At 47.5% G+C, this 24,698-nt stretch carries 27 protein-coding genes; 21 read left to right on the top strand and 6 right to left on the bottom strand.

Annotated elements, in window-relative coordinates; all coding sequences use genetic code 11:
- Positions 1-543, bottom strand: a complete 543-nt coding sequence (locus ACFFUV_RS08145; protein WP_390191105.1) for a glycine cleavage system transcriptional repressor — start codon at positions 541-543, stop codon at positions 1-3.
- Positions 544-907: 364 nt separating this feature from the next.
- On the opposite strand from ACFFUV_RS08145, the gene dapA reads away from it, so the two are divergent.
- Entirely contained in the window at positions 908-1,786 is an 879-nt protein-coding gene (gene dapA, locus ACFFUV_RS08140) for a 4-hydroxy-tetrahydrodipicolinate synthase (protein WP_390191104.1), read from the top strand.
- A gap of 78 nt (positions 1,787-1,864) precedes the next feature.
- Positions 1,865-2,893, top strand: a complete 1,029-nt coding sequence (gene bamC / locus ACFFUV_RS08135) for an outer membrane protein assembly factor BamC (protein ID WP_390191102.1) — start codon at positions 1,865-1,867, stop codon at positions 2,891-2,893.
- Positions 2,894-2,953: 60 nt separating this feature from the next.
- Here bamC and ACFFUV_RS08130 read toward each other — a convergent pair whose 3' ends face one another.
- Genes ACFFUV_RS08130 through ACFFUV_RS08115 form a run of 4 tightly spaced genes read right to left on the bottom strand, consistent with a single transcriptional unit; the run spans position 2,954 to position 5,322 of the window.
- The gene (locus ACFFUV_RS08130; protein ID WP_390191100.1) at positions 2,954-3,139 is read right to left on the bottom strand and encodes a DUF2897 family protein; all 186 of its coding nucleotides are present in this window, start codon (positions 3,137-3,139) and stop codon (positions 2,954-2,956) included.
- Positions 3,140-3,141: 2 nt separating this feature from the next.
- Positions 3,142-3,822: a M15 family metallopeptidase gene (locus tag ACFFUV_RS08125; RefSeq protein WP_390191098.1), complete on the bottom strand. Its 681-nt coding sequence runs from the start codon at positions 3,820-3,822 to the stop codon at positions 3,142-3,144.
- A gap of 3 nt (positions 3,823-3,825) precedes the next feature.
- Positions 3,826-4,959, bottom strand: coding sequence for a succinyl-diaminopimelate desuccinylase (dapE, locus tag ACFFUV_RS08120; RefSeq protein ID WP_390191096.1), 1,134 nt, complete (start codon positions 4,957-4,959; stop codon positions 3,826-3,828).
- 15 nt (positions 4,960-4,974) lie between these two features.
- A complete protein-coding gene (locus ACFFUV_RS08115; protein ID WP_390191094.1) occupies positions 4,975-5,322 on the bottom strand; it encodes an ArsC family reductase in 348 nt (115 codons plus the stop codon).
- A gap of 204 nt (positions 5,323-5,526) precedes the next feature.
- On the opposite strand from ACFFUV_RS08115, the gene ACFFUV_RS08110 reads away from it, so the two are divergent.
- From ACFFUV_RS08110 to ACFFUV_RS08030, 17 genes are all read left to right on the top strand, one after another.
- Entirely contained in the window at positions 5,527-5,814 is a 288-nt protein-coding gene (locus ACFFUV_RS08110; protein WP_390191092.1) for a winged helix-turn-helix domain-containing protein, read from the top strand.
- Positions 5,815-6,056: 242 nt separating this feature from the next.
- Positions 6,057-6,938 carry a nitrogenase iron protein gene (gene nifH, locus ACFFUV_RS08105; protein WP_390191090.1) on the top strand — a complete coding sequence of 294 codons (882 nt, stop codon included), beginning with the start codon at positions 6,057-6,059 and terminating at the stop codon, positions 6,936-6,938.
- Positions 6,939-6,994: 56 nt separating this feature from the next.
- Complete coding sequence (nifD, locus tag ACFFUV_RS08100) at positions 6,995-8,461, top strand: nitrogenase molybdenum-iron protein alpha chain (RefSeq protein WP_390191089.1); 1,467 nt, start codon at positions 6,995-6,997, stop codon at positions 8,459-8,461.
- Between the two features lie 63 nt (positions 8,462-8,524).
- Positions 8,525-10,096: a nitrogenase molybdenum-iron protein subunit beta gene (gene nifK, locus ACFFUV_RS08095; protein ID WP_390191087.1), complete on the top strand. Its 1,572-nt coding sequence runs from the start codon at positions 8,525-8,527 to the stop codon at positions 10,094-10,096.
- Positions 10,097-10,161: 65 nt separating this feature from the next.
- Positions 10,162-10,383 carry a putative nitrogen fixation protein NifT gene (gene nifT / locus ACFFUV_RS08090; RefSeq protein ID WP_390191085.1) on the top strand — a complete coding sequence of 74 codons (222 nt, stop codon included), beginning with the start codon at positions 10,162-10,164 and terminating at the stop codon, positions 10,381-10,383.
- Positions 10,384-10,407: 24 nt separating this feature from the next.
- Positions 10,408-11,076, top strand: coding sequence for a NifB/NifX family molybdenum-iron cluster-binding protein (locus ACFFUV_RS08085; protein ID WP_390191084.1), 669 nt, complete (start codon positions 10,408-10,410; stop codon positions 11,074-11,076).
- Between the two features lie 185 nt (positions 11,077-11,261).
- Complete coding sequence (gene nifE, locus ACFFUV_RS08080; RefSeq protein WP_390191082.1) at positions 11,262-12,698, top strand: nitrogenase iron-molybdenum cofactor biosynthesis protein NifE; 1,437 nt, start codon at positions 11,262-11,264, stop codon at positions 12,696-12,698.
- The gene (gene nifN / locus ACFFUV_RS08075) at positions 12,698-14,053 is read left to right on the top strand and encodes a nitrogenase iron-molybdenum cofactor biosynthesis protein NifN (RefSeq protein WP_390191079.1); all 1,356 of its coding nucleotides are present in this window, start codon (positions 12,698-12,700) and stop codon (positions 14,051-14,053) included. Before nifE ends, nifN begins: the two co-directional genes overlap by 1 nt.
- Positions 14,050-14,523 (top strand): NifB/NifX family molybdenum-iron cluster-binding protein, encoded by a 474-nt coding sequence (locus ACFFUV_RS08070; RefSeq protein ID WP_390191077.1) that lies wholly within the window; start codon positions 14,050-14,052, stop codon positions 14,521-14,523. Before nifN ends, ACFFUV_RS08070 begins: the two co-directional genes overlap by 4 nt.
- Before the next feature lie 47 nt (positions 14,524-14,570).
- Positions 14,571-14,837 (top strand): ferredoxin III, nif-specific, encoded by a 267-nt coding sequence (gene fdxB / locus ACFFUV_RS08065; RefSeq protein WP_390191076.1) that lies wholly within the window; start codon positions 14,571-14,573, stop codon positions 14,835-14,837.
- Positions 14,838-15,084: 247 nt separating this feature from the next.
- Entirely contained in the window at positions 15,085-15,996 is a 912-nt protein-coding gene (gene nifU / locus ACFFUV_RS08060; RefSeq protein WP_390191075.1) for a Fe-S cluster assembly protein NifU, read from the top strand.
- Positions 15,989-17,209, top strand: a complete 1,221-nt coding sequence (nifS, locus tag ACFFUV_RS08055) for a cysteine desulfurase NifS (protein WP_390191074.1) — start codon at positions 15,989-15,991, stop codon at positions 17,207-17,209. The genes nifU and nifS overlap by 8 nt, the downstream gene beginning before the upstream one ends.
- A 100-nt stretch (positions 17,210-17,309) precedes the next feature.
- Positions 17,310-18,473 (top strand): homocitrate synthase, encoded by a 1,164-nt coding sequence (nifV, locus tag ACFFUV_RS08050; RefSeq protein WP_390191072.1) that lies wholly within the window; start codon positions 17,310-17,312, stop codon positions 18,471-18,473.
- A gap of 13 nt (positions 18,474-18,486) precedes the next feature.
- On the top strand, positions 18,487-18,783 hold the full coding sequence (locus ACFFUV_RS08045; RefSeq protein WP_390191070.1) for a nitrogenase-stabilizing/protective protein NifW: 297 nt from the start codon (positions 18,487-18,489) through the stop codon (positions 18,781-18,783).
- Complete coding sequence (locus ACFFUV_RS08040) at positions 18,776-19,246, top strand: nitrogen fixation protein NifZ (RefSeq protein ID WP_390191068.1); 471 nt, start codon at positions 18,776-18,778, stop codon at positions 19,244-19,246. The genes ACFFUV_RS08045 and ACFFUV_RS08040 overlap by 8 nt, the downstream gene beginning before the upstream one ends.
- A gap of 16 nt (positions 19,247-19,262) precedes the next feature.
- Positions 19,263-20,144 (top strand): peptidylprolyl isomerase, encoded by an 882-nt coding sequence (locus ACFFUV_RS08035; RefSeq protein WP_390191067.1) that lies wholly within the window; start codon positions 19,263-19,265, stop codon positions 20,142-20,144.
- A 100-nt stretch (positions 20,145-20,244) separates the two neighbouring features.
- Entirely contained in the window at positions 20,245-21,102 is an 858-nt protein-coding gene (locus ACFFUV_RS08030) for a transporter substrate-binding domain-containing protein (RefSeq protein WP_390191066.1), read from the top strand.
- 68 nt (positions 21,103-21,170) lie between these two features.
- Here ACFFUV_RS08030 and ACFFUV_RS08025 read toward each other — a convergent pair whose 3' ends face one another.
- On the bottom strand, positions 21,171-21,701 hold the full coding sequence (locus ACFFUV_RS08025) for a cytochrome b (protein WP_390191064.1): 531 nt from the start codon (positions 21,699-21,701) through the stop codon (positions 21,171-21,173).
- A 269-nt stretch (positions 21,702-21,970) separates the two neighbouring features.
- Between ACFFUV_RS08025 and ACFFUV_RS08020 the strand changes: the two genes are divergently transcribed.
- Positions 21,971-22,984, top strand: coding sequence for a zinc-dependent alcohol dehydrogenase family protein (locus ACFFUV_RS08020; RefSeq protein WP_390191061.1), 1,014 nt, complete (start codon positions 21,971-21,973; stop codon positions 22,982-22,984).
- Positions 22,985-23,338: 354 nt separating this feature from the next.
- Positions 23,339-24,688, top strand: a complete 1,350-nt coding sequence (locus tag ACFFUV_RS08015; RefSeq protein ID WP_390191059.1) for a sensor domain-containing diguanylate cyclase — start codon at positions 23,339-23,341, stop codon at positions 24,686-24,688.
- The last annotated feature ends 10 nt before the right edge of the window (positions 24,689-24,698 follow it).

Below are 24,698 nucleotides of genomic sequence, written 5' to 3'. Positions count from 1 at the left end.
TTATTGACTGTTCTTTATGAAGTTAAGTGAGCCCTGAACGCTTAGTTGCTGACATAATGCGTCGAACTCTTCTTGTAATTGCATCAAGTTACATGAGTCATCGACCGTCGCGGTAATGGCAATGTGAAATTGATCCGTGATGTGCTGAATTTTCTTCTTATCTATAGTTTGCGCACTAAGCGATGACAAACCTATTCCTTTCGCAGCAAAAAAACGGGTGAATTTCTCTGTCAGGCCGACTTGGTCATCTGATTCGATAAACACTTCGATGGTATAGGTATTATCGAGTGGCTCATGCTGTGAGGTCCGCTTCATCATGGTAATCAGGTCATGCTCTTGCCCGAGCAAGGGCAACAGGGTTTCAACCTTAGCTAAGGCATTGCTATTACCGTTGACGAGCATAATCAGAGTGAATTCATTGCCGAAAATCGCGATGCGGCTATCGACAATATTGCATCCTGATTGCGTGACCAAACTGACGACTTCGTTACAGATGCCTGGGCGGTCAGCACCGACTGCGGTGATCACCATGTGCTGAATCATAGTTGAGCTCTTAAGGTTGTTAACTTGATTGACGATAGCTTAGCACACATCGGCTGGAGATGAAGGCTTGCTGAGTGATTTGTAACTGATTCTCAACCGAGAAAAACTCAATACGAACAAAGATATAGCGGCGTCAGTACGATTAATTGTTGGGTGTGATAAGCACACGCTTAAGCCTTGGTGTGGTCAATGGTTTTGGTTTGACGTGAAGCTGACACCCAAAGGCAAAGAAAGTGTAATTTGCCAGAGCTCTAACATTCGGCAAATATTCAGCAAAATAGATGGCTTGAGCGCTTGGAATCGCTTGTTTTTATTAATCGCCTTACAGTACCATGCAAGAAGCAAAAAAATGAGGGAGAGAGACATGTTTTCAGGAAGTATCGTAGCGTTAATTACACCATTCACTCAAGACGGCGAAGTGGACTACGCGAGCTTGAAGAAATTGGTGGATTATCATGTAGACGCTGGAAGCGATGGCATTGTTGCTGTTGGCACGACAGGGGAGTCAGCGACGCTTACGATTGAAGAGCACGTCAAAGTGGTATCCAAAACCGTTGAGTTTGCTGAAGGTCGTATTCCTGTGATTGCAGGAACGGGCGCAAATGCAACTCATGAATCGGTGACCTTTAGTCGTCTCCTAAATAATTCAGGTATTGCCGGTTGCTTAAGTGTGACACCTTACTACAACAAACCAACGCAAGAAGGTTTATACCTGCACTACAAAGCAATCGCTGAAGAAAGCGATGTTCCGCAAATTCTTTATAACGTTCCAGGCCGCACTGCCGTTGATTTGCACCCTGACACGGTTGCTCGTTTATCAGAGATCGAAAACATCGTTGCGCTTAAAGATGCGACCGGAGATTTAAGCCGAGTGCAAATTCATCGTGAACTTTGTGGCGAAGATTTTATCTTACTAAGTGGTGACGACTCGACTGGCTTGGAATTTGTCAAAGCAGGCGGTCAAGGCGTTATCTCTGTAACCAACAATATTGCGGCTGCAGATATGGCGACCATGCTTAGATTGGCACGTGAAGGCAAGTTCGAAGAAGCAGAGGTGATCAACCAACGTTTGATGCCACTGCACAAGAATTTGTTTATTGAATCAAGCCCAATTCCTGTTAAGTGGGCAGCTCATCAACTTGGGCTGATTGAACACGGTTCATTGCGTTTGCCTTTGACAGTATTGTCTGAAAAAGTACAACCCGTTGTTGCACAAGCGATGAAACAGGCGGGCATCGCGTAGTACAATCATCGCAAAGTACAGTGAACAGTTAAGTGCCGAAGCTCGTTGCTTCGGCCTTTAGGTTTCTTAGGAGTTTCAATGAAGTTTTCTCGTCAGCTAGTTGTAAGTACACTGGCTGTTGTTGTTTTAAGTGCGTGTTCAAGTAGCCCGACGCAGCGTCGTCAGGCGAAAGATGATTTTGAGTACCTTGATACTCCAGCGTTGCGTAGTTGGCAGAGCCCTCAAGGCGTGAAATACCAATACTATGCAAATTATCAGATTCCAGAAGGGGATTTTCAGGGGGGTATTGGCCGAGACGTTGACATTCGTCCGCCTCAGCAAGTACTCGAATTAATCCCCGGAGCCCGTTCCGAGCGTAAAGATGGCGAAGTGACTTTGTGGTTACTGCGTCAAGACGAGCTGGATAAAGTGTGGCAAACAGCACTGGAACTGGTGAAAGAAAACGACATCAATGTGCGTGAACAATCCAGTGATAGCCTTGAAACCGAGTGGGTAACATGGCATTCAGAAGATGAAGAGAGTGAAATTGGCAGTCGTTATCGAATGACCAAATTTAACGATGGCGGTCAATACGGCTTTCGTATCTCTTTAATTGATTGGCGCGAAGGTGGCAAGCGCATGCCGGTGACCACCACCAGTAAAGAGCGTTACAATGCCTTAATGACGAATCTCGTGACGGCTCGCTATGACAGTGACATGCGTGCGGAAGCCGCGCGACAAGCTCAGGAGCAACTGAAGCAGATTCCGATCACCATGGGTTCTGATCGCAGTGGATTCCCTGTCATCATTGCTCGTACGCCTTACAATGCGCTGTGGCAACGTATTCCAACGCTTTTGCCAACCATGGGCTTTAGTGTGGAAGAGCGTAATCAATCTCAAGGTACTGTCAAAGCGAAGTACTCTTCACCCGATGATGAGTTCTGGAACGAGGTTGGTGTTAAACCGATTAACCTCAAGGGCGGTACGTATACGTTCTTGTTGGGGGATTTAGGTAACCGTACTTCGATTAACATTACTGACAGCAATGGTAAGCCAGTGGAAGAAGCGGTGCTTAAAGATATGGTGCCTGTCCTTGCGGCAATAACTCGTCAAACCGCAGAGCAGTAATGGCAGAAAGATAAAGAGAAAAAGGGGCGAATGCCCCTTTTTTTATGCTCTGATTTTACTTTATTTGTCTGTCTTTTCGTGATGCTCAGTGGCTTTTTTATCCAGTTCGTTGAGCTTATCAAGATCGCTTTTTCGTTGACGTTGCCCCACCGTCATATTCGCGGTGTATTTTAGCGCAGCAATATTGCCGACCACGACACATACCACGATAATTACAATTACCCACGGGTTAAACAGAAAATCCATACTCACCTCTCTCGATGAATATTGGCGATATAGTCAGTGTAGATCGAATCCAGATGATTGAGCACATACTCACTGCCAAGGTAAGGCATTTGCTTGATCTCTTGAGCTAAACACTCGGGAGTCAGCGCATCAAGGCATTGTGTGGCGGTGTGATAGTGACTAATGTGCCATGGCTCTGGGGCGACGCCTCCTAAATCCTGCTGGTAAGGAAAGAAAAAACCAAAGTTGTTCAGGTTGTCTTTGAGCCAACAATAAAACGCGTGCTGATGACCACTTAAATACTCCCATGGTTCGAGTTTAAGTGTCTCACCACTGGGTAGCGCACGGCGGTCAAAGACATCAAAGTCACTGCCCCAGTGATGGCGACTTGCCCCCGGAAGCGCTGACCAACGCAAAATAGCTTGTACCTTTTGCGCTTCACTCAGTTCACTGGGCTCTAACGGTTGACTGGCATGATCCAAAATTGCGCTGTGCCCAGACATTTTGTTGTTCCAGATGGTGGCTTGGCGCTGATAGTCACGAAAGCCACTGGCAATATTAAATACAAACCCTGCGTCATCGGCTGCAGCTTTTAATGCGAGGAGATCGTCGCTTACTTGCTGGTGGATTAAGAACGACTTTTGCCCCACTAAGGTGGGGCATAAATGGCGTTCACTTTTTCCGGTCAGCTCAGATGGGGTCATTATTTATCCCAATAGGTTTTCCAACGTTTTTTCGTACATATCAGTGAGTTTTTCCAAATCACTGATATTCACGCACTCATTCACTTTGTGAATCGTGGCATTGACAGGGCCAAGTTCCACAACTTGAGCGCCCATTTTAGCGATAAAGCGCCCATCTGATGTACCGCCAGTCGTCAGCAACTCGGGCTCTTTATGATTCACATCGGCAACGGCTTTTACCACCGCCGTCAGTAGGTCACCGGTATCCGTCAAGAACGGATGCCCGCTGAGTGTCCATTTCAGATCATAATCTAAGCCGTGCGCATCGAGTGTTGAATGAACGCGGCTTTTAATTTCGTCAGAGGTCAATTCGGTGCTGAAACGGAAATTAAATTGCACATCAAACTCGCCAGGAATGACGTTGGAGGCGCCGGTGCCAGCGGCTAAGTTTGGAATCTGAAAACTGGTTGGTGGGAAGAACTCGTTGCCATCATCCCATTTGGTAGTGGCCAGCTGTGCCAACGCAGGTAACGCATTATGGACTGGGTTATTGGCAAGGTGTGGGTAGGCCACATGGCCTTGCGTGCCTTTCACTCGTAAATCACCGGTGATCGAACCACGGCGCCCATTTTTGACCACATCACCAACAAAATGTGTACTTGATGGCTCGCCGACAATGCACATATCAATGGTTTCATCACGTGCCATTAAGGTGTCTACCACGCGAGTGGTGCCGTTGATAAACGGTCCCTCTTCATCAGAGGTGATCAAAAAAGCAATAGAGCCTTTATGATTAGGGTTTTGCTCGATAAAACGTTCAACGGCAATCACCATCGCTGCCAAGGAGCCTTTCATATCGGCTGCGCCGCGACCATGTAGTTGGCCATCAATCACGGTTGGACGAAATGGCGGAGTATGCCATTGGTCTACAGGCCCTGCAGGCACGACATCAGTGTGACCTGCGAACGCGAAGAGAGGGGCTTCAGTACCACGGCGGGCCCAGAAGTTAGTGGTATCTTCAAACACCATGGTTTCGATGGTGAATCCCAACGCTTTTAGGCGCTCTATCATCATCTCTTGGCAACCTGCATCTTCAGGTGTTACCGATTGGCGGCTAATGAGATCTTTGGCGAGCGCCAAAACCGGACTGTCTATCATCCTTGAATTCCTTTCTTAGGCAAAAATTTGTTCGTATTGCTGAGCTTTAAAGCCCAGATGGTATTGACCATCAACCACTAAAATCGGACGTTTAATCATCGCGGGTTGTTCCACAAGAAGTGGAATCGCGCTCGTTTCGTCAAGTGTCTCTTTTTGCTCTGAACTCAGTTGACGGTAAGTGGTTCCGCGTTTGTTGAGGACATTTTCCCAGCCAAGCTGAGAGCAAAATGTGCTCACCATTTCGGCATCAACCCCTTGTTTGCGGTAGTCATGAAATTGATATTCAATCTCCTGGCTTTCGAGCCACTTTTTGGCTTTTTTGATCGTATCGCAATTGGCAATGCCGTACATGGTAATGGCCATAATCATCCTTTATCTACACTGATGTTTTTATTGTCTCAGCATCCTAACAGGAAGCGCTTAAGGAGACAAAAGGCACGCCAAAGTTTTTATTTGATCGAAAATTAACAGCAAATACCCCTACCGAATGGAGTGTTATTGATCAAACGCAACACATGGCAAGGCAAAACAGAAATAATAACTTTGGAGATCTTTAGGGAGGTATCAATGGAGTTGAGTCCTGTTTTTGCCAGGCGTCTATATCTGGCGTTGTTAGTCGAAAATCTGGAGCGGCCAAATGTGCCGAAACTGATTGAACAAACGGGGTGGCCACGTCGTACCATTCAAGATGTCATCAAGGCCCTTCCGGGAATTGGTATCGAATTGATGTTTATTCAAGACGGGCGACGCCACAACGATGGGTATTATCAATTATCAGATTGGGGGCCGTTTGACAGCCAGTGGGTGAGTGAACGCCAATCCGATATTGCGGCGACGTTGGGCTTTCATGCTTAACGTCGTATATCCAGTTTCAGTATAAAAAGTCAGCCTTGGGCTGACTTTTTCTTTTCTACAACGGCGATTTTTTTGCCCTCACAAACCTACAAAGCCATGTTGCAAAGCTGACAATGTCGCAAATAGAGCGAACAATGGCGATAGCGACTATTTCTAAGTTTATGATTTTTATCTATTAATTTTTTGGTGTGAATTTCGCACACAAGGTCCATGAGTCTTATTTAACTTTAAGGAGAAAGACCATGGCAATTCGTCAATGTGCGATTTATGGAAAAGGTGGTATCGGTAAATCAACCACAACTCAAAACTTAGTAGCAGCGCTCGCTGAACTTGGCAAAAAAGTCATGATCGTCGGCTGTGACCCAAAAGCAGATTCAACACGTTTGATCCTGCACTCTAAAGCGCAAAGTACCATTATGGAAATGGCGGCAGAACAAGGTTCTGTTGAGGATATTGAGCTTGAAGACGTGCTTAAAGTCGGATACGGCGATGTTCGTTGCGTGGAGTCAGGCGGTCCTGAGCCAGGTGTGGGTTGTGCCGGTCGTGGTGTTATTACCGCAATCAACTTCTTAGAAGAAGAAGGCGCGTATGAAGATGACCTCGACTTCGTGTTCTACGACGTATTGGGTGACGTTGTATGTGGTGGTTTCGCGATGCCAATTCGTGAAAACAAAGCGCAAGAAATCTACATCGTTTGTTCTGGTGAGATGATGGCAATGTACGCCGCGAATAACATTTCAAAAGGGATTTGTAAGTATGCCGCTACCGGTGGTGTTCGTCTTGCTGGTCTTATTTGTAACTCTCGTAATACAGACCGTGAGGATGAATTGATTGAAGCACTGGCTGCGAAAATCGGTACTCAAATGATCCACTTCGTTCCACGTGACAACATTGTTCAACGTGCTGAAATTCGCCGTATGACAGTGATTGAGTATGATCCAACCTGCAAACAAGCCGATGAATATCGCACCCTTGCGAAGAAAATCATCGACAACGAATTGTTTGTGATTCCAGAGCCATCAACCATGGATGAACTGGAAGAGCTATTGATGGAATTCGGCATCATTGATGAAGAAGATGAATCCATCATCGGTAAAACCGCCAGTGAAGAAGCAGTGGCATAACTTCAGCGCACTGGCGTTGACCTGATATACAACGATATCTGGAGGCAAGGATGTCAATGAATAAGCAAGAGACCCAAGCGATCATTGATGAGGTGTTGGAGGTCTATCCTGAGGTAGCTCGCGAAGACCGACAAAAGCACTTAACTGTCAATGACCCTTCAAGCGAAGGCAGCAAATGTATCACCTCTAACCGTAAATCATTACCGGGCGTAATGACTGTCCGTGGCTGTGCGTATGCGGGCTCGAAAGGGGTAGTGTGGGGGCCAGTAAAAGATATGATTCATATCTCTCATGGTCCAATTGGATGCGGTCAATACTCACGTGCAGGCCGTCGTAACTATTATGTGGGCCATACTGGTATCGACAGTTTTGGCACCATGAACTTCACCACTGATTTCCAAGAGCGTGACATTGTATTTGGTGGTGACAAAAAACTCTCGGCAGCATTGGATGAGCTGAATGAGTTATTTCCTTTGGTCAAAGGCTATTCCGTGCAATCGGAATGTCCGGTGGGTTTGATCGGGGATGATATCGAAGCGGTAGCTCGTACCAAGTCAAAAGAGTTGGAGAAAAAAGTGGTGCCTGTCCGCTGTGAAGGCTTCCGCGGTGTTTCCCAGTCACTGGGTCACCACATTGCAAACGATACCATTCGTGACTATGTGCTTGATGATCCCGACAGTGTCGAGTTTGAAACCACAGATTATGATGTCGCGATTATTGGTGACTACAACATCGGTGGCGATGCTTGGTCTTCTCGCATCATTCTCGAAGACATGGGGCTACGCGTAGTCGCTCAATGGTCTGGTGACGGCACGTTGCCGGAAATGGAAGCGACACCGAAAGTCAAACTCAACTTGGTGCACTGTTACCGTTCGATGAACTACATCGTGCGTTATATGGAAGAAAAGCATGGCGTGCCATGGGTGGAATACAACCTGTTTGGTCCCACCAAAATTGTTGAATCTATGCGTAAGATAGCGGCGATGTTTGATGAAAAAATTCAAACCCAAACCGAAGAAGTCATCAAGCGTTATGAACAGCAATGGAATGCGGTGATTGAGAAGTATCGACCACGTCTTGAAGGTAAAAAAGTCATGCTTTATGTCGGTGGTTTGCGTCCGCGTCACATCATTGGTGCGTACGAAGATTTGGGCATGGAAATCGTCGGCGCTGGGTATGAATTCGCGCACAACGATGACTACGTCAAAACCGTTCCAGAAATGAAAGACGCCACGTTATTGATGGATGATGCCTCAAGCTATGAATTGGAAGAGTTTGTCAAAAAACTCAACCCTGATTTGATTGGCTCGGGTGTCAAAGAGAAGTACGTCTTCCAAAAAATGGGCTTCCCATTCCGTCAAATGCACAGCTGGGATTACTCAGGCCCTTATCACGGGGTCGATGGCTTCGCGATTTTTGCTCGCGATATGGACTTAACACTCAACAACCCTTGCTGGAACAAGATGAAAGCGCCTTGGCTTGTTGAAAAGGAATCTGACGTTGAATTAGCGCAAACCGCTTAAGAGACACGGAAGTAATTGACCGAACCATCGTTCACGCATGAGTGGCATGGTAGGAGAAACGTTATGACTCAAGATGTAGATGCAATAAAACCAGGTTTCCCACTGTTTAATCAGTCGGAATACCAAGAGATGATTGCTAAGAAGCAATCGGGTTTTGAACAACATGTGGATGAAGCCAAAGTTAAAGAAGTCTTCGATTGGACTACCACAGAAGAGTACAAGGAACTGAATTTTAAACGCAAGCACGTCACCATTGACCCTGCGAAAGCGTGTCAGCCACTAGGGAGCGTGCTGTGTGCCCTCGGATTTGAAAATACCCTGCCTTATGTACACGGCTCTCAAGGTTGTGTGGCGTATTTTCGAACCTACTTTAATCGTCACTTCAAAGAGCCGGTCGCTTGTGTGTCTGACTCAATGACGGAAGATGCGGCGGTATTTGGTGGTCAGAAAAACATGTTTGCTGGCCTGCAGAATGCTTATGCCTTGTACAAGCCTGAAATGATCGCAGTGTCCACCACCTGTATGGCGGAAGTGATTGGTGATGACTTGAATGCCTTTATCGGTAATGCCAAAAAAGAAGGGTATATTCCAGAAGATATCCCGACGCCATTTGCGCATACGCCAAGCTTTGTCGGCAGCCATGTCGCGGGCTGGGATGGCATGCTGGAAGGGGTTCTACGTTATTTCACCTTAAACGAAAAAGATCAAAACCAAGCTGGCAGTAATAACTCGATCAACATTGTTCCTGGCTTTGAAACCTATCTTGGTAACTACCGGGTTATTAAGCGCATGATGGAAGAAATGGGCGTTGAATACACCATGCTCTGTGACCCATCAGAAGTGCTTGATACGCCAGCCGATGGCGAATATCGCATGTACGCTGGTGGCACGAAAGTGGAAGATGTCAAACAAGCGCCAAATGCGAAAGCGACCTTGTTCTTGCAGCCTGATCAATCAGTGAAAAGCAGCAAGTTCATCAAAACCACTTGGGAGCAAGATGTGCCGGATGTCCACATTCCAATGGGATTGGATTGGACTGATGAGTTCGTAATGAAAGTGGCTGAAATCTCAGGTCAAGAGATTCCAGAATCGATTGTCAAAGAGCGCGGACGTTTGGTGGATATGATGACGGACTCGCACACTTGGTTACATGGGGTCTCGATTTCACTGTATGGCGATCCAGATTACTTGCTTGGCATGGTGAAATTCCTGTCTGAACTGGGCTGTGAAGTGAAACATGTTCTTTGTCATAACGCCAATAAACGCTGGCGTAAGAAAATGGAAGCGTTGTGCGCAGAATCGCCATACACCAAAGATGCACAAGTGTTTATTGGTAAAGATTTATGGCATTTCCGCTCACTGATGTTTACCGAAAAACCGGATCTGATGATTGGTAACTCTTACGGTAAGTTCATCGAACGCGACACCTTTGCCAAAGGCCCAGAGTTTGAAGTTCCGTTGGTTCGAATTGGTTTCCCAATTTTTGACCGTCACCATCTGCACCGTGAAACCACGCTCGGGTATGAAGGCGGAATGTACATTCTCACGACCTTGGTCAATGAAGTCCTCACTAAGCTTGACCGTGATACCAAAGTGATGGGTGTCACTGACTACGGCTTCGATTTGGTTCGATAACCTGATAGGCAGACCAGTACCGATTCGATGTGGTGCTGGTCTGCCATGCTTAGGAGAGCATCTTTATGGCAAATGTCATGATTCAGTATACCGAGCAAGGACGCTTGTCTTTGTACCTTGCAAAGAAAGATTTGGAAGAACATATCACCCGGGTTGAATTTGAAAGCGACGACAAATGGGGAGGGGAAATTGAGCTGGCGAATGGTGCCGCTTATTACGTTGACCCAGGAGTCAAACCCAGCTTTCCAATTTCGGTTCGAGCGCGGCGCCTTCGAGCGGCCGTTTAGCTAGGTGATAACAAGGAGGTCATCATGGATTCCATTGCGCTAAATGAGCATGTTGCGCTGCGCATCGGTCTTGCCGCAAAAGCATTAAAAGGGGTTGAGGTTAAATCTCTACTTGCGCTGTTAACCACCAATTTAGGTACGCCTTTAAGCGAAGAGAAATTAACGTCGTTGAGTCCGAAAAAATGGCGCTCAATGGCAGCCAAGCTTAGCAATGATTTTAGTCGCTATGACTTAGATAATGCTTATGCTGTGCTGTCGAGCCTCACAATTGGTGAAACGGATGAACCGACCATCAGTGACTATCAGCCGCTCAGTGAGCCGAGTTTAACGGTCGCTATCACCTCTAACCGTGAGCAACAACTCGATGGGCACTTTGGATCCTGTTTACGTATTTTGGTTTATCAGGTAAGTCAAAATACGCATCAACTGGTCGATGTTCGAAGTGTGAATACTCAGTTGAAAGGGGAAGAACGCTCGGTGTATTTGGTGTCATTACTGGAAGGATGTGATCTGCTGTTCACGCTTTCTATTGGCGGCCCTGCGGCAGCCAAAGTCACACGTGCGGGCGTTCATCCCGTTAAAGTAAAAGCGCCTTGTGCCAGTCAAATCCAATTAGATGAGTTATCGGCCGTGTTGGCCAATAACCCACCTAAATGGCTCGCCAACAAACTGGCTCCGGCGATCCCTGCCTAATTATTAACTTGTGAATTGTCCTTTTGTCATTTCAGCCTGTGTCAGCAGGCTTTTTTTTGTCTGCTTTATGACAAATTGTCACCTTAAACCTCATGAATCATCATCTACTTTCAATAAAAACATAGAGTTAGAGGTTGGGTCGTGAATTGCAAGAGCAAAGAATGACTAGCAAAGGAGCGGCAAGTATGAAACAGAAAGAGATTCAAGAGCTGCAAAATGAGCCCGCCTGTGAGCACAATGATGGCAATAAGCAGGGATGTTCTCGTCCAACCCCAGGAGCAACAGCAGGAGGCTGCAGCTTTGATGGGGCTCAGATCAGCCTATTACCGATCGCCGATGTCGGCCACTTAGTCCATGGGCCGATCGCCTGTGCGGGAAACAGTTGGGACAATCGTGGGACGCGTGCCACCGCCAATAACCTATTTCGCTTTGGCTTTACCACTGACCTTAACGAGCAAGACGTAATCATGGGCCGAGCAGAGAAACGCTTGCTGCATGCAATTAAAGAGTTGATTGAAAATCACAATCCGCCAGCAGTGTTTGTGTATGTCACCTGTGTCCCCGCCCTTGAAGGTAATGATGTCGATGCCATTTGCCAGTTGGCAGAGCAGCGCTGGAATATCCCTGTGATTGCCATTGATGCAGCCGGTTTTTATGGCAGTAAAAACCTTGGTAACCGCATTGCTGGAGAGGTGATGGTTGAGCGTGTCGTTGGGACGGCTGAGCCTCCAGAAAAGCCGCCGATGGCGCATGATCCTTGCCGTAAGGTGCACGATATCGTGTTGATCGGTGAGTACAACATTGCTGGCGAGTTCTGGCATGTGTCGCCGCTGTTTGAAGAGGTGGGGATTCGAGTGTTGTGCTGCTTAGCCGGCGATACTCAATTTCATCAAATACAAACCATGCATCGCGCCGAGGCGGCGATGGTCGTCTGTTCCCGTGCACAAATCAATGTCGCTCGTAAGCTGAATGAAAAATGGAATATTCCGTGGTTTGAGGGCAGTTTCTACGGCATTGAAGATACCTCCAATGCGCTGCGCGAGTTTGCGCGCTTGCTGGGCGACGCGCAGTTGACTCAGCATGCTGAGCAAGTCATCGCGCGCGAAGAGCAACGTGTTCGCGCCGAATTGGCACCTTATAAAGCGGTGTTACAAGGTAAAAAGGCTTTGCTGTATACCGGGGGAGTGAAATCTTGGTCTGTGGTTTCGGCGTTGCAAGAACTGGGTATTGAAGTGGTGGCGACTGGCACCAAAAAATCCACCCAAGCGGACAAAGCGCGGATTCAAACCATCATGGGCGATGATGCCTTAATGCTCGATGAAGGCGGGGCGCGTAACTTACTCGATGTCGCGTACAATCATAACGCGGACATTATGATTGCTGGTGGACGTAACATGTACACGGCACTGAAAGCCAAAATGCCCTTTTTAGACATCAACCAAGAGCGAGAGCATGCTTACGCAGGGTATGAGGGCATGATCACCTTAGCCAAAGAGCTGAAACGGACCTTGACTAGCCCGATTTGGCGTCACGTCAACAGCATTCCCGTCTGGCGGCAAACTCGCGACGACGTTGTGCTCAATATGCTTAAAGTGCAATTTTGTATGAAGGAGTCGATGTAATGACCGAGATTCGAACCTTAACCGATGCTCTGGTGACTCAGCCGCTGAAAACCAGCCAGCCGACAGGGGCAACTTTGGCGGCAATGGGCTTTGATTCAACCATTCCCTTGATGCACGGATCACAGGGGTGTAGTGCGTTTGCCAAAGTGTATCTTATTCAGCATTTACGTGAGCCTATTCCGTTGCAAAACAGTGCGGTTGACCAAGTTGCAGCAGTGATGGGCGCCGATGATAACTTAATTCAAGCGCTGCACACCTTAGCCACTAAATATCATCCGCAGTGCATCGCGGTATTCACCACCGGCTTGACTGAAATGCAGGGCAGCGATATTCAGCGTGCCGTAAAAATGTTCAAGCAGCAGTACCCACAATTTTTAGGGATTGAGGTTGTTCCTGTTGCAACGCCAGATTTTAAAGGAAGTTTGGAAACCGGATACGCGCGTTTTGTGGATGCCATCGTGCGTCAATGCGCCGACGCGAACCCGCGTCGCAAGCAGGCGAATTTGGTCAATGTGCTGTGTTCCTCGGCGGTGACGAGTGCCGATATTGATTTAATTCGTCGTTATCTGGATGCATTTGATTTAGAAGGTATATTTCTTCCTGATCTCTCAGAATCACTCGACGGTCATCTTGACCAAGCGGACTTTAGCCCAACCTCGACAGGCGGCACCACGCTTGAGCAGGTGCATCGCGTTTCAAGCGCGGCTTTGACGCTGGTGATTGGTGAGTCGATGTACGGCACCGCAAAGTGGTTAAAGCAGAGCTTTCAAATTGATTACTTATGTTGTGGTCTAGGGATGGGGCTGCAAGCCACCGATCATCTGCTCGATGGTTTGGCACATTTGAGTGGTAAGCCTGTTCCGCTGTGGTTTGAGCGTGAACGTAAACGTCTCCAAGATGCGATGCTTGATACTCACTTTGTACTTAGCGGTAGCCAAGTGGCGATTGCCGCTGAGCCAGATTTAGCCCAAGGCTACATTCAGTTGCTGCAAGAAGTGGGCGCGGAACTGCCCTTGGTGGTCACCACGTCTGCGGCCAAGCTCTTTCAGCGCTATTTGCTTGATAACGTGGTGGTTGGGGATTTATCGGTTGTCAGTCAACAACTTGAGAGTATTGATGTGGTGGTGGGCAACTCCCACTGCGCGCAAATTTGCGAGCCGCAAGTGCCGGTGATTCGCGCGGGTTATCCCTGTTACGATCACTTTGGCAATATGGATATTTTGCAATTTGGTTATGAGGGCGCTCGTGCTCGGCTTTATGCCTTCGCCAATGCACTTTTGCGTAATCAACACCATGAAGTCGAGCCACATATCAGCCAATACTATTTTTCAGCTGATAAGGTGGTGCCAGTATGACAGTGCGCAAGCTTCATCTCGAGACCGCGTCCGATGCGCCGTTTAACCCAGTACTGAAAGTGGCGTTTGCAACTCATTCACGGCTGATGATTGATGAGCATTTTGGTCATGCGCGAACGTTTCTTATCTATGGTGTCGATTACTCCGGGCACCAACTGCTGGATGCGGTGGAATTCACCGATGAATTAGCTCAGGGGCACAATCGTTTGCCAGATAAAATCAATTTGCTTAAAGAGTGTGATGCGGTGTTTTGTAATGCGTGTGGCGCTTCTGCGCTGCGCCAGTTATTGGCAAAACAGATCTTCCCGATCCGAGTGGATGAAGGGGTGTCGATCAGTGAATCTCTGCAGCAAATTGGCCAAGAACTTAACCAAAAACCAGCTGGATGGATGATGCGCGCGCTCAAAAGCGAACAGCGTGGCGACGACTCATCGAGCTACCTAGATAGCTTGCTCGACGAACCTTGGTGAGCGGCAAATTTACATCCCAATATGGAAGCAATGAGAAGGAGAGAATTATGGATAATGTCGTGGGGTACACCCGAGGAGGGAGTGAGTGGAAGCCACATTTTATTGATGGGCTTGATGAAGAGTGCTGTATCGGCTGTGGTCGCTGTTTTAAAGTCTGTTCTCGTGACGTGTTCGATTTAATTGAAGCTGACATGGACGATGATGACGAAGACGATGTGATGATGGTTATGACGATTAAAAATGGTGATGATTGTATCGGTTGTCAGGCGTGCGCCAGTGTGTGCAGCAAAAAATGTCACTCGTTTACCGCCTAGTTACTGCCTCACTTTAACGTACAAACGCCGCTTTATGCGGCGTTTGTCGTCTTTTCATCAACAAACTGTCGCTTTCCCGACAATTGTCAGTTCAGAGGCTTGTTGTTTTTGTGACATTAAATCCAACAATTGCTTATTTAATAACAAGTTAAATTCTTTGCATAGGCTGGATTGCTCCTTGCAGCGGAGTAAGAACATTACAAGAGCAAGCAAATGATTTGTTCTGCACGACACCCAAGGAGAGCTTATGTGGGATTATTCGGAAAAAGTGAAGCAGCACTTCTTTAACCCAAATAACGCAAAGGTGGTCGAACACGCCAATGCGAAAGGAGACGTGGGATCAATCAGTTGTGGCGATGCGTTAAGCCTCACACTGAAAGTTAACCCAGACACCGATGTGATTGAAGATGCGGGTTTTCAAACCTTTGGCTGTGGTAGCGCGATTGCGTCATCCTCAGCATTGACCACGATTATCATTGGTAAAACGCTTGATGAAGCGAAAAAAGTCACCAACCAAGAAATTGCCGATTATTTAGATGGTTTACCACCAGAAAAAATGCACTGTTCGGTGATGGGAATGGAAGCGCTGGAAGCGGCTATTGCGGACTATCGCGGTGAAACGCTTGATGATCACCATGAAGAAGGCGAGCTTATTTGTAAGTGCTTTGCTATTGACGATGTATTGATTCGTAAAGTGGTGGCTGAAAACAACCTGACCACCTTAGAACAAGTCGTGAACTACACCAAAGCGGGTGGCGGCTGTTCTTCTTGCCATGAAAAAATTGAGTTGGTGTTGGAAGATTGCCTTGCTCAGGCAAGCGCAGCGCCAAAGGCCAAGCCCGTTGCTCGTAATATCGACGTGACGACATTGCCCACCAGTGCGCAAACCCAAGAGCAGCTTGATAGCGAGTTAGCGATTATCCACGAAGTGATTGACACCGCACGCCCTGCAATTCAAGCCGATGGCGGCGATATTGAATTTGTCGATTTTGAAAATGACATGCTGTTTATCACATTGCGTGGTGCATGTACGGGATGTGGTCTTGCTGGCATGACGGTTCATGGCATTGAAAGCAAAATCAGTCTCAAGCTGAAACGCTCGATTACCGTGTATCCAGTGCAAGTCGAAGATAAGAAAGAGGGGGCTTATCATGCCTAATCATAATGCTGATTTTAGCTATCTGGACAACAATGCGACGACGCGTATTGACCCTCGAGTGCTTGATACAATGATTCCGTACTTGGATGAGTTTTATGGTAACCCTTCTTCCATCCACCAAGTCGGGGCTCAAGTGGGTAAAGCAATAGAAACGGCGCGTGAGCAAGTGCAAGCCTTGCTGGGGGCGCAATATGCCTCAGAAATTGTCTTCACTTCCTCAGCGACGGAAGCCACCGCCACCGCCATTTATTCAGCGCTTGAAGCACAGCCAGACCGTAAAGAGATCATCACGACGGTAGTCGAACATCCAGCGACATTATCTTTGTGCCAATACCTCGAGCGAAAAGGCTACACCATTCATTGGATTGGTGTTGATAAACAAGGCCGAATTGATCTTGAGGCATTTGAGGATGCGCTAAGTGAACGCGTTGCGGTGATGTCGGTGATGTGGGCCAATAACGAAACCGGCACTTTATTTCCGGTCGAATTAATGGCGAAACAAGCCAGAGGGTTTGGGATTCAAGTGCATGTGGATGCGGTTCAAGTGACTGGAAAAATGCCGTACTCCATCGCCAATACATCAATTGATATGGTGTCTATTTCCGGTCATAAGTTTCATGCCCCCAAAGGTGTTGGCGCGCTATATTTACGCCGCGGAACACGCTTTCGTCCGTTGCTACGCGGTGGACATCAAGAGCGCGGACGCCGCGCAGGAACGGAAAACGCAGCATCGGTTATCGGGCTTGGTAAAGCCGCTGAGCTTGCGATGGAATCGATGCAAAACAACACCGCATCGATTCAGGCCATGCGTGACCGCCTAGAGCGTGAGTTACTTAACGCGATCCCACACAGCTTTATTACGGGCGATGTGGAAAATCGAGTTCCGAATACCACCAATATCGCGGTCGAGTTTGTTGAAGGTGAGGCGCTGTTGCTGCTGCTTAATCAAAGCGGGATCGCGGCATCATCTGGCTCGGCATGCACCTCCGGGTCTCTAGAGCCTTCCCACGTCATGCGCGCGATGGACATTCCGTTTACTGCAGCTCACGGCACCCTGCGTTTCTCTTTGTCTAAGTTTACCACCGAGCAAGATATTGACCGCGTCATTGCCGCCCTGCCACCGATAGTCGAACGCTTACGTACCTTGTCACCCTATTGGGATAACGAGCGACAACAAGGGGATTTGCAATCATTTGAACCCGTTTACGGCTAATCATGGGCTGGTGTACACCAAGTCTGTTTGAGAGATAACTTCGAAGATTTGCGTTCAGGCATCACTCAACGCACATTCGATACAAATGGAGGAGCGCATTATGGATAAGGCGTTATTACAACATGGAGAGTTTTCTGACCTACGTGAAGTGGTGATCAACGATACCACGCTCAGAGATGGCGAACAGAGCCCTGGCGTCGCGTTTCGCTTGGAAGAAAAAGTACAACTCGCCACTCAGTTGAGTGCCGCAGGGGTCGGTGAGCTAGAAATTGGTATTCCTGCAATGGGTGACCATGAGCGTCAAACCATGCTTGCGGTTCGAGATGCGGTGAAAGAAAGCCAATTGATGGGCTGGGGGCGGATGTCGATGGATGACCTCAATGCCAGTCTCAATCTCGGGTTAGATTGGATTAACTTGTCGATTCCGGCCTCTCGCCAACAGCAGAAACATAAACTGGGGTTAACTTTGGGCCAAGTATTGGCGCGCATCGATTATGTGGTGCGCTCTGCTGTACAGCATGGATTTAAAGTGTCCGTGGGCTTTGAAGATGCCTCGCGTGCTGAAATGTCTGACATGTTGTTTATGGCTGACATGGCGCAAGTTGCTGGCGCAAGCCGAATGCGTTTTGCGGATACGCTCGGTGTTCTAGACCCATTTGAAACCTTTAGCCGCGTGCATCACCTCGTTTCTCACGCCAGTATTCAATGGGAGATGCACGCGCACAATGACTTAGGCATGGCCACCGCCAATTCTTTAGCGGCGATTCAAGCTGGGGTTCATTCCGTCAATACCACGTTAATTGGGCTGGGGGAACGCGCGGGTAACGCGCCCCTTGAGGAAGTCTGTGTGGCGACGTCGGTGATGCGTCACGCAAGAACGGGCGTTGCGCTTGATAAGCTTCCAGCCCTCTGCTCTTTGGCAAAACAACTTTCAGGCTTGCAGCTCGCTGGGCATAAATCGATTGTCGGCGATAACGTCTTTACGCATGAATCTGGCATTCACGTGGATGGGTTGCTGAAAGACCCCGCTAACTATCAAGGCTTTGCTCCAGAGTTGGTAGGACGGCATCACCAAATGGTGCTGGGGAAACATTCTGGGCGTAAAGCGGTGATTGAGCTGCTGCATCAGCGTGGAATCTCGGTCAGTGAGGAGCAGCAGCCTCGATTTTTGGAAGCGTTGCGGTGCTGGAGTGAAGCGAATAAGCGGATTCCTTCTGACGCGGAGTTATGTCAATTGCTAGAACAAGCCGTTGCCGTTGCGTAAAGGAGCATAAATTATGGATGACATCGTTGATCTAGAAACCATCGATGATCTGCTGTCGATAGAGGATTTCTTTGATTATTTTGGGGTGGGATACGACCCCAAAATCATGAACAAGCAACGGGTTCCTTTACTGCGCTTGTTCCAAGCTATGTTACCTGACGATGGCCACGCACTGACTTATCGTCAATATCAACAAGCCCTTATCAAAGCCTATTGTGGCGCAATTAAAGGTGACTCGGCCCCGGCGCTAGCCATGCGCTGCGGCGGGTGCCATGACTGCGAACCTTCAGAGGAGGGCGCTTGTGGATGAGGAGATGATTCGCTTCGATATTGGCGATGAAGTACGTGTCGTGCGGGATATTCGCAATGATGGCTCGGTGTATGGAAAAGAAAAAGGGGAATTATTGATTGAAGCTGGAGCCGTGGGCGTTGTGAGAAGCATCGGCTACTTTCTTCAAGATCAAGTGATTTACCAAGTCTACTTCCCTGAGCTGGATCGCTCGATTGGCGTGCGTAACAAGGAAGTCATCGATGCACAATTGACTTGGCAGCCCAACCCTTTTTATCGCACAGAGCAGGTCACGCTGAATCAGAGTTTGGCACATCAGGGCGAGGTTTTTGCCAATAAAGGTCAGCAAGTCGAAGTGGTCGACTTTGAGCGCGACCTTGCCAGCGGCAAAGTCAAAGTTCAGGTGCTTATCAATCAGTTTTGGGTTTGGTTGGATTTGCAGGCGATCCGCAAGCTTGATTCCGCCGATATTCCCTTTCAGTAATGCAATGAGGTAGAGCATGAATACCACCATCAACAATAACGAGGAAGAGTTTACCTTACAGCGTCAACAATATTTGCTGATTAAACTCGCGCTCGACCAATTCGGGGTCAACCCAGACCAGTTGAGCCGCAGCGAATACAGTAAACTCATGGTCGATGCCAAAGCGCTGTCAGATATTCAGAATTTGATTTGCCATAGTCCGGAATCCGCACTGATTTACATCAGTGACCATCAAGTCGAAGAGGCGATTGCGAAGTTAATCGAACAAAGTGGTGACGCAACGCAGTTTCAGCTAACCATGAATAAACACCGTTTAACGCGCACCAGCATTAAAGCCTGTCTTCAAGAAGACTTGCTGTGTGAACAAGTGCTAGCCAATGTTTCCGCCAATGTTCCAGCCATGGATATGAATATGGCGCGTCAATACTATTTTAAAAATCTGGCGAAATTCTCACGCTCACGGATGTGGAACATCAGCCATATTTTGATCACGGTGAATAACGATTTTAGTGAGAACACTCGTCCGGTCGTGCAAAGTCGTATTAAAAAGCTGTACCGCGAGGCGACGGTGGACAACTTTGGTCAATTGGCTTTGAAAAACTCAGAGTGTCCGAGTGCGCTGGAAGGCGGAGAGCTTGGCTGGTGCGAGGCGGGGAAACTGTTTGGCGAAATCGAAGCGGTGCTGCAATGGTTGCCAAAGCAGATCGTCAGTGCGCCGATTGAAACGGAAGCTGGTTTCCATTTGGTGGTTTGTCATGAAGAGAAAGCAGCACGGGTAGCAAACTTTGAAGAAGCACTGCCTTCGATTGAACAGCTTCACAATGAGCGAGCGCAGCGTTACTTACAAAAGCAATGGATAGAAAATATCCGCCGCCGCAGTCAAAGTGCGATTAAGTAATCATAGCGATCGTGAGTGATCGCTGTGCCTGCACGATATGATTGAGCTTGCCCTTATCGGCTACACTGAGATGAGTCTCTTGGTGATAAGGTGATACAGTATGTGGCGAGCGTGGGTTCTCGGTTGGCTGATTGGAGTGAGTGCCAGTATTAGTGCGGCGCAAGAGGTGGTTTACCCCAATTTATCTGGGTTAGGGACGGGGAGCCTTGGTTATGCTGCCTTAACACTGGCATTGGAAAAATCGGGGCAAGATTACCAAGTACGGTTTGATAGCCGTGAAGTGACCGCGACTCGCATGCAATTAATGCTCGAGCAGGGAGAAATTGATGTGATGGATGGGGGTTACTTACCGCAAGTGGCCGATCGCTTTGACATCATTTATCGTCCGATTGATATGGGGATTAGCGGTTGGCGAGTGTTTATTGTGCACCGCGATAATGCTGAACGACTCGCGAGCGTGAAGACGTTAGAACAGCTTAAAGCCTTTGTGCTCGGGCAGGGCAACGGCTGGAACGACGTTGATATTCTTCGACATGCCGGGCTAACGGTGATCACTACCGCCAAATTAAATAATCTGATCAGTATGATGGAAGTCAAACGCTTTGATTTGTTGCCATTAGGCGCGAATGAAGCTTATCAGCTTCTGCAGCAATTCACGTCACAAGACAGTGCGTTACAAGTGGATGACGCAATAACGTTAGTGTATCCATTCGGGCGTTTTTTCTATGTGAGAAAAGATCGACTCAAACTGAAACAGGCGATTGAACAAGGGTTGGACAGGGCATTAGAGGATGGCAGTCTACTGTCATTACTGCAATCGCATCCTTTTTCCCGTAATGCATTTGAGCGCGCGAATCTTAATCAGCGACAACCTATTTACATTGAGACGCCCAATCTTACCAAGCAGTTTAAAGCCATTGAGGATAAATGGTGGTATCACCCAGAGTTGATAGAGTGAGAAAAGGATGCGCTATCAATGGGGGAATTCGATGTTGCCGAGCCGATAGCGCATCAATATTGATGGCCTTAAATCATGTCATGTTTTGGTAGCATGGTTTCTAAGACGTTTTTGCGCCTCAGTTGGTGAGTTACCACTGCGGCGATGTGGGCTAGTACGATGAAGGTTAATCCGATACAGGCTGCGCGGTGCATGACCAAGAAAAAATGATTAATTGCTGCGTCTGTAATCAGATTGGGAATTTGAAATAGCCAGAAAAAGCGATAGGGTTTTTCGAGCATTAAAAAGCCACTAAAGAACACCACAAACATGGCAAAATAAATCAATGCATGTGTCATCTTCGCCAAGCTTCTTTGGTGTCTAGCCAGTTCGTAGCTGCGCACTGGTTCGATTCGAAAATATTTCCACACAAAGCGAGCGACAAACAACGCCGCACCTATGGTCGCTAGTGACATATTGACTTCCGACAGAAAGGCGTGGACTGGAATGTTGTCTTCAAACCAATGCATACCAAACCCGGCGATGGTGGCGTAGATGATCACCGCCGCCATGACCCAATGAAAGAAGCGGCTGAGCGCATCGTAATATTCTATTCTCATATACTCATCACATACCGAATTTGGGCTTTTTACTAAGTGATAGCCCTCTTTATTGTATGGGTATAGTGTTTGAGTTTTCTTCTCCGTTCATTAGGAAATTGACAGGATTTCGTTATAAGAATGTGTGGTGTGCTGCATCACGATAGGCAATGATTCGAGCAGATTCTGTCATACATTGAGCTGGCTTTTATCTTACGTTAGAGTTAATTCACCAAGTCCATATTGGTTGCGTAAAATAACGTGTATCAAGACAAGAGAAGGAAGGTTTTATGAAAGCATTAACGCTAACTCAACCGGGTGGTTTAGATAACATTACACTGAGTGAGATTTCAGACCCCGGCTCGCCAGGTGCTGGCGAAATTCGAGTTGCCATCAAAGCGAGCTCTCTCAACTTCCATGATTTACTGGTGGCTAACGGCACGGTGCCAACAGAAGCCGAGCGTATTTTGATGTCTGACGGTGCTGGTGTGGTCGAAGCCGTCGGTGAGGGTGTCACCGAGTTTGCCGTGGGTGATAATGTCGTCTCGACATTCTTTCCTAACTGGGAAGCGGGTAAACCGTTTGCCGGTGTTGGACACTTTGCGCATACGCCAGGTGATGGCGCTCAAGGCATGGCGGCTGAATACGTCGTTCGCCCTGTGAGTGCGTTTACTCACGCTCCAAAAGGTTGGAGCCATGCCGAATCGGCAACCATTACAACGGCGGCGTTAACTGCATGGCGAGCGTTGGTGGTTGACGGACAACTGAAAGCGGGGGAAACCGTTCTTACATTGGGCACCGGTGGCGTCTCCATCGCAGCGATTCAATTGGCCAAGGCGATGGGAGCACGCGTGATTGCGACATCCTCGTCTGAGGATAAATTAGCCAAGGTCAAAGCGTTAGGCGCTGATGCGGTCATTAACTATAAAACGCATCCGGAGTGGTCACAGCAGGTTATCGATCTGACGGCGGGTCAGGGCGTTGACCATGTGGTTGAGGTGGGAGGGCCAGGTACTCTGGCACAATCCATTCAATCAGTTAAAGTGGGTGGTCACATTGCATTGATTGGTGTTTTAACGGGCGTTCAAGGGGATGTGCCAACCTCGATTCTTATGGCGAAACAAGCACGTCTTCAAGGATTGATTGTAGCAAGCCGTCAAGACCAGCAAGAGTTTATTAGTGCGCTTGAGCAAACTAATATCCGCCCAGTCATTGACACCACTTTCTCATTTGATCAATTAGCGCAGGCGTTTGAACATCAACAAGCGGGCAAACACTTCGGTAAAGTGTGTGTTGAGTGGTAATTAAGTACCAATAAGGTTTGTTATCCTTATTGTCTGTTTAGAATTGAAACCAAGCGTTTTTAAAGCGCTTGGTTTTTTTATGCTACAACATAACCAAATATCAACTTAAAGTAGTATATTTTAATTGTTACTAATTTTTTTATCAGTATTGATCCTGCGCACTTCATATTACAATACGCGCGGTCGCATAGGTCTATGGGACGCTATACGATTATTGATATTTTATCTTGATGATCATGTTATGGCGCAGTGAGCACGGTCAAAAAGAAGTGGTTGAATTTCGTTAGGTAAATGTTCTTCTCTTTCACACCTTGGTCTATGATTTTTAAGAGTAAAGAATGAAGGTAAATGGGCGTGCTCAAGCAAAAGTACTTCTCTGCAAACTCAGTGATTTCTGCCATTACCTGGCTGATTGTCACGATGATGATGATCGTGGCAATCTTAGTGATCTCATTTTTATCCGTCCTTGATGGACGTACGATTGAAGATTCCTATGATCGCGTATCCATTGCTTTTAATTATGAAAAAAATGCGTTACTGAAACTCAATATTGAGTATTCCTATTGGGATCGCGGTTATGAAAAAACGGTTAAAAACCCTTCACCAGAATGGCGATACGATACCTACCAAAAATATTTGATTCCTGCATACGAACTGAGTTTTGTCACCTTGATACACCCTGACAACAGGGTCGAATTGCTAGGTCAACAAGCGGGCGAACAAGGTTATGATTCGGCGAGTATTCAGCCGCTATTCTCTTCTGCGATAAAAGATAAAGTTGAACTGCTTAATAGTCGTAATCAATCGCTGATGAATAAAGCGTTTTTTTCCCAATTTGATGGTTCTACTTATTTGGTTAGCGTGGAGCCATTTCGCCACGAGAAAACCGGAGCTTTTGTCGATGGCACGCATTTAGTTTTAGCTAAGCAAATCGATGCTGAGTATCTGTCTAAGTTAACCAAACAGTTCAAGTTGCCTACGTTATCGCTCGTCAAGTCAGACAGTTACGATGCCTATTATGAACTGGAGGGGATCGGCCAGAGTTTGCCAACCGCCAATCTTTATTGGTCGATTGAGCGTATGACGAATCAGCTTGTTCCGGCCATTTTAGCTATTCTGGGTGTCTTCTTAATCATCACGATTGTCCTCGCTCGCGTGTTGCTTAATAAAGATTTACACGACATTGTCGAATATCAAACCGAGCTATATTCGGCAGCGATGACCGATTCTCTCACTGGGGTCGCCAATCGCCGCTATTTTCTTGAGTTTGGTAATAAGTCACTGTTGGTGAGTGTGGTTCAGAAGAAACCGCTCACCGTATTAGTTCTTGATTTAGACCACTTCAAAAAGATTAACGATCGGTACGGGCACCCTATTGGTGACGCCGCACTTCGCCATTTCTGTGAGACTTGCCAAAAGTATGTTCGACATTCGGATCTCATCGGTCGTGTTGGAGGGGAAGAGTTTGCGATTGCCTTGCCACACACTGGGCTTGAGCAGAGTCTAAAGCTGGCGGAAGAGCTGCGCGTTATGGTCAGCGAATCGCAACTTGAAATTGAAGGCCATCAGTTACATCTTTCAGTCAGTATTGGTGCGGCAACCTTAGACAATCACTCCTCGTTTGAAGAGCTATTAGCCGATGCCGATCAGGCGCTATATCAGGCCAAAAAATCGGGGCGGAATCGAGTCGAAAAGCTAGGGTGAATATCGGCTA

Origin of the sequence: Vibrio olivae (assembly GCF_042428525.1) — a bacterium.
In the GTDB taxonomy this organism is placed as follows: domain Bacteria; phylum Pseudomonadota; class Gammaproteobacteria; order Enterobacterales; family Vibrionaceae; genus Vibrio; species Vibrio olivae.
Note: the sequence above shows the minus strand (reverse complement) of the source record. Positions and strands in the feature narration are given on the sequence as shown.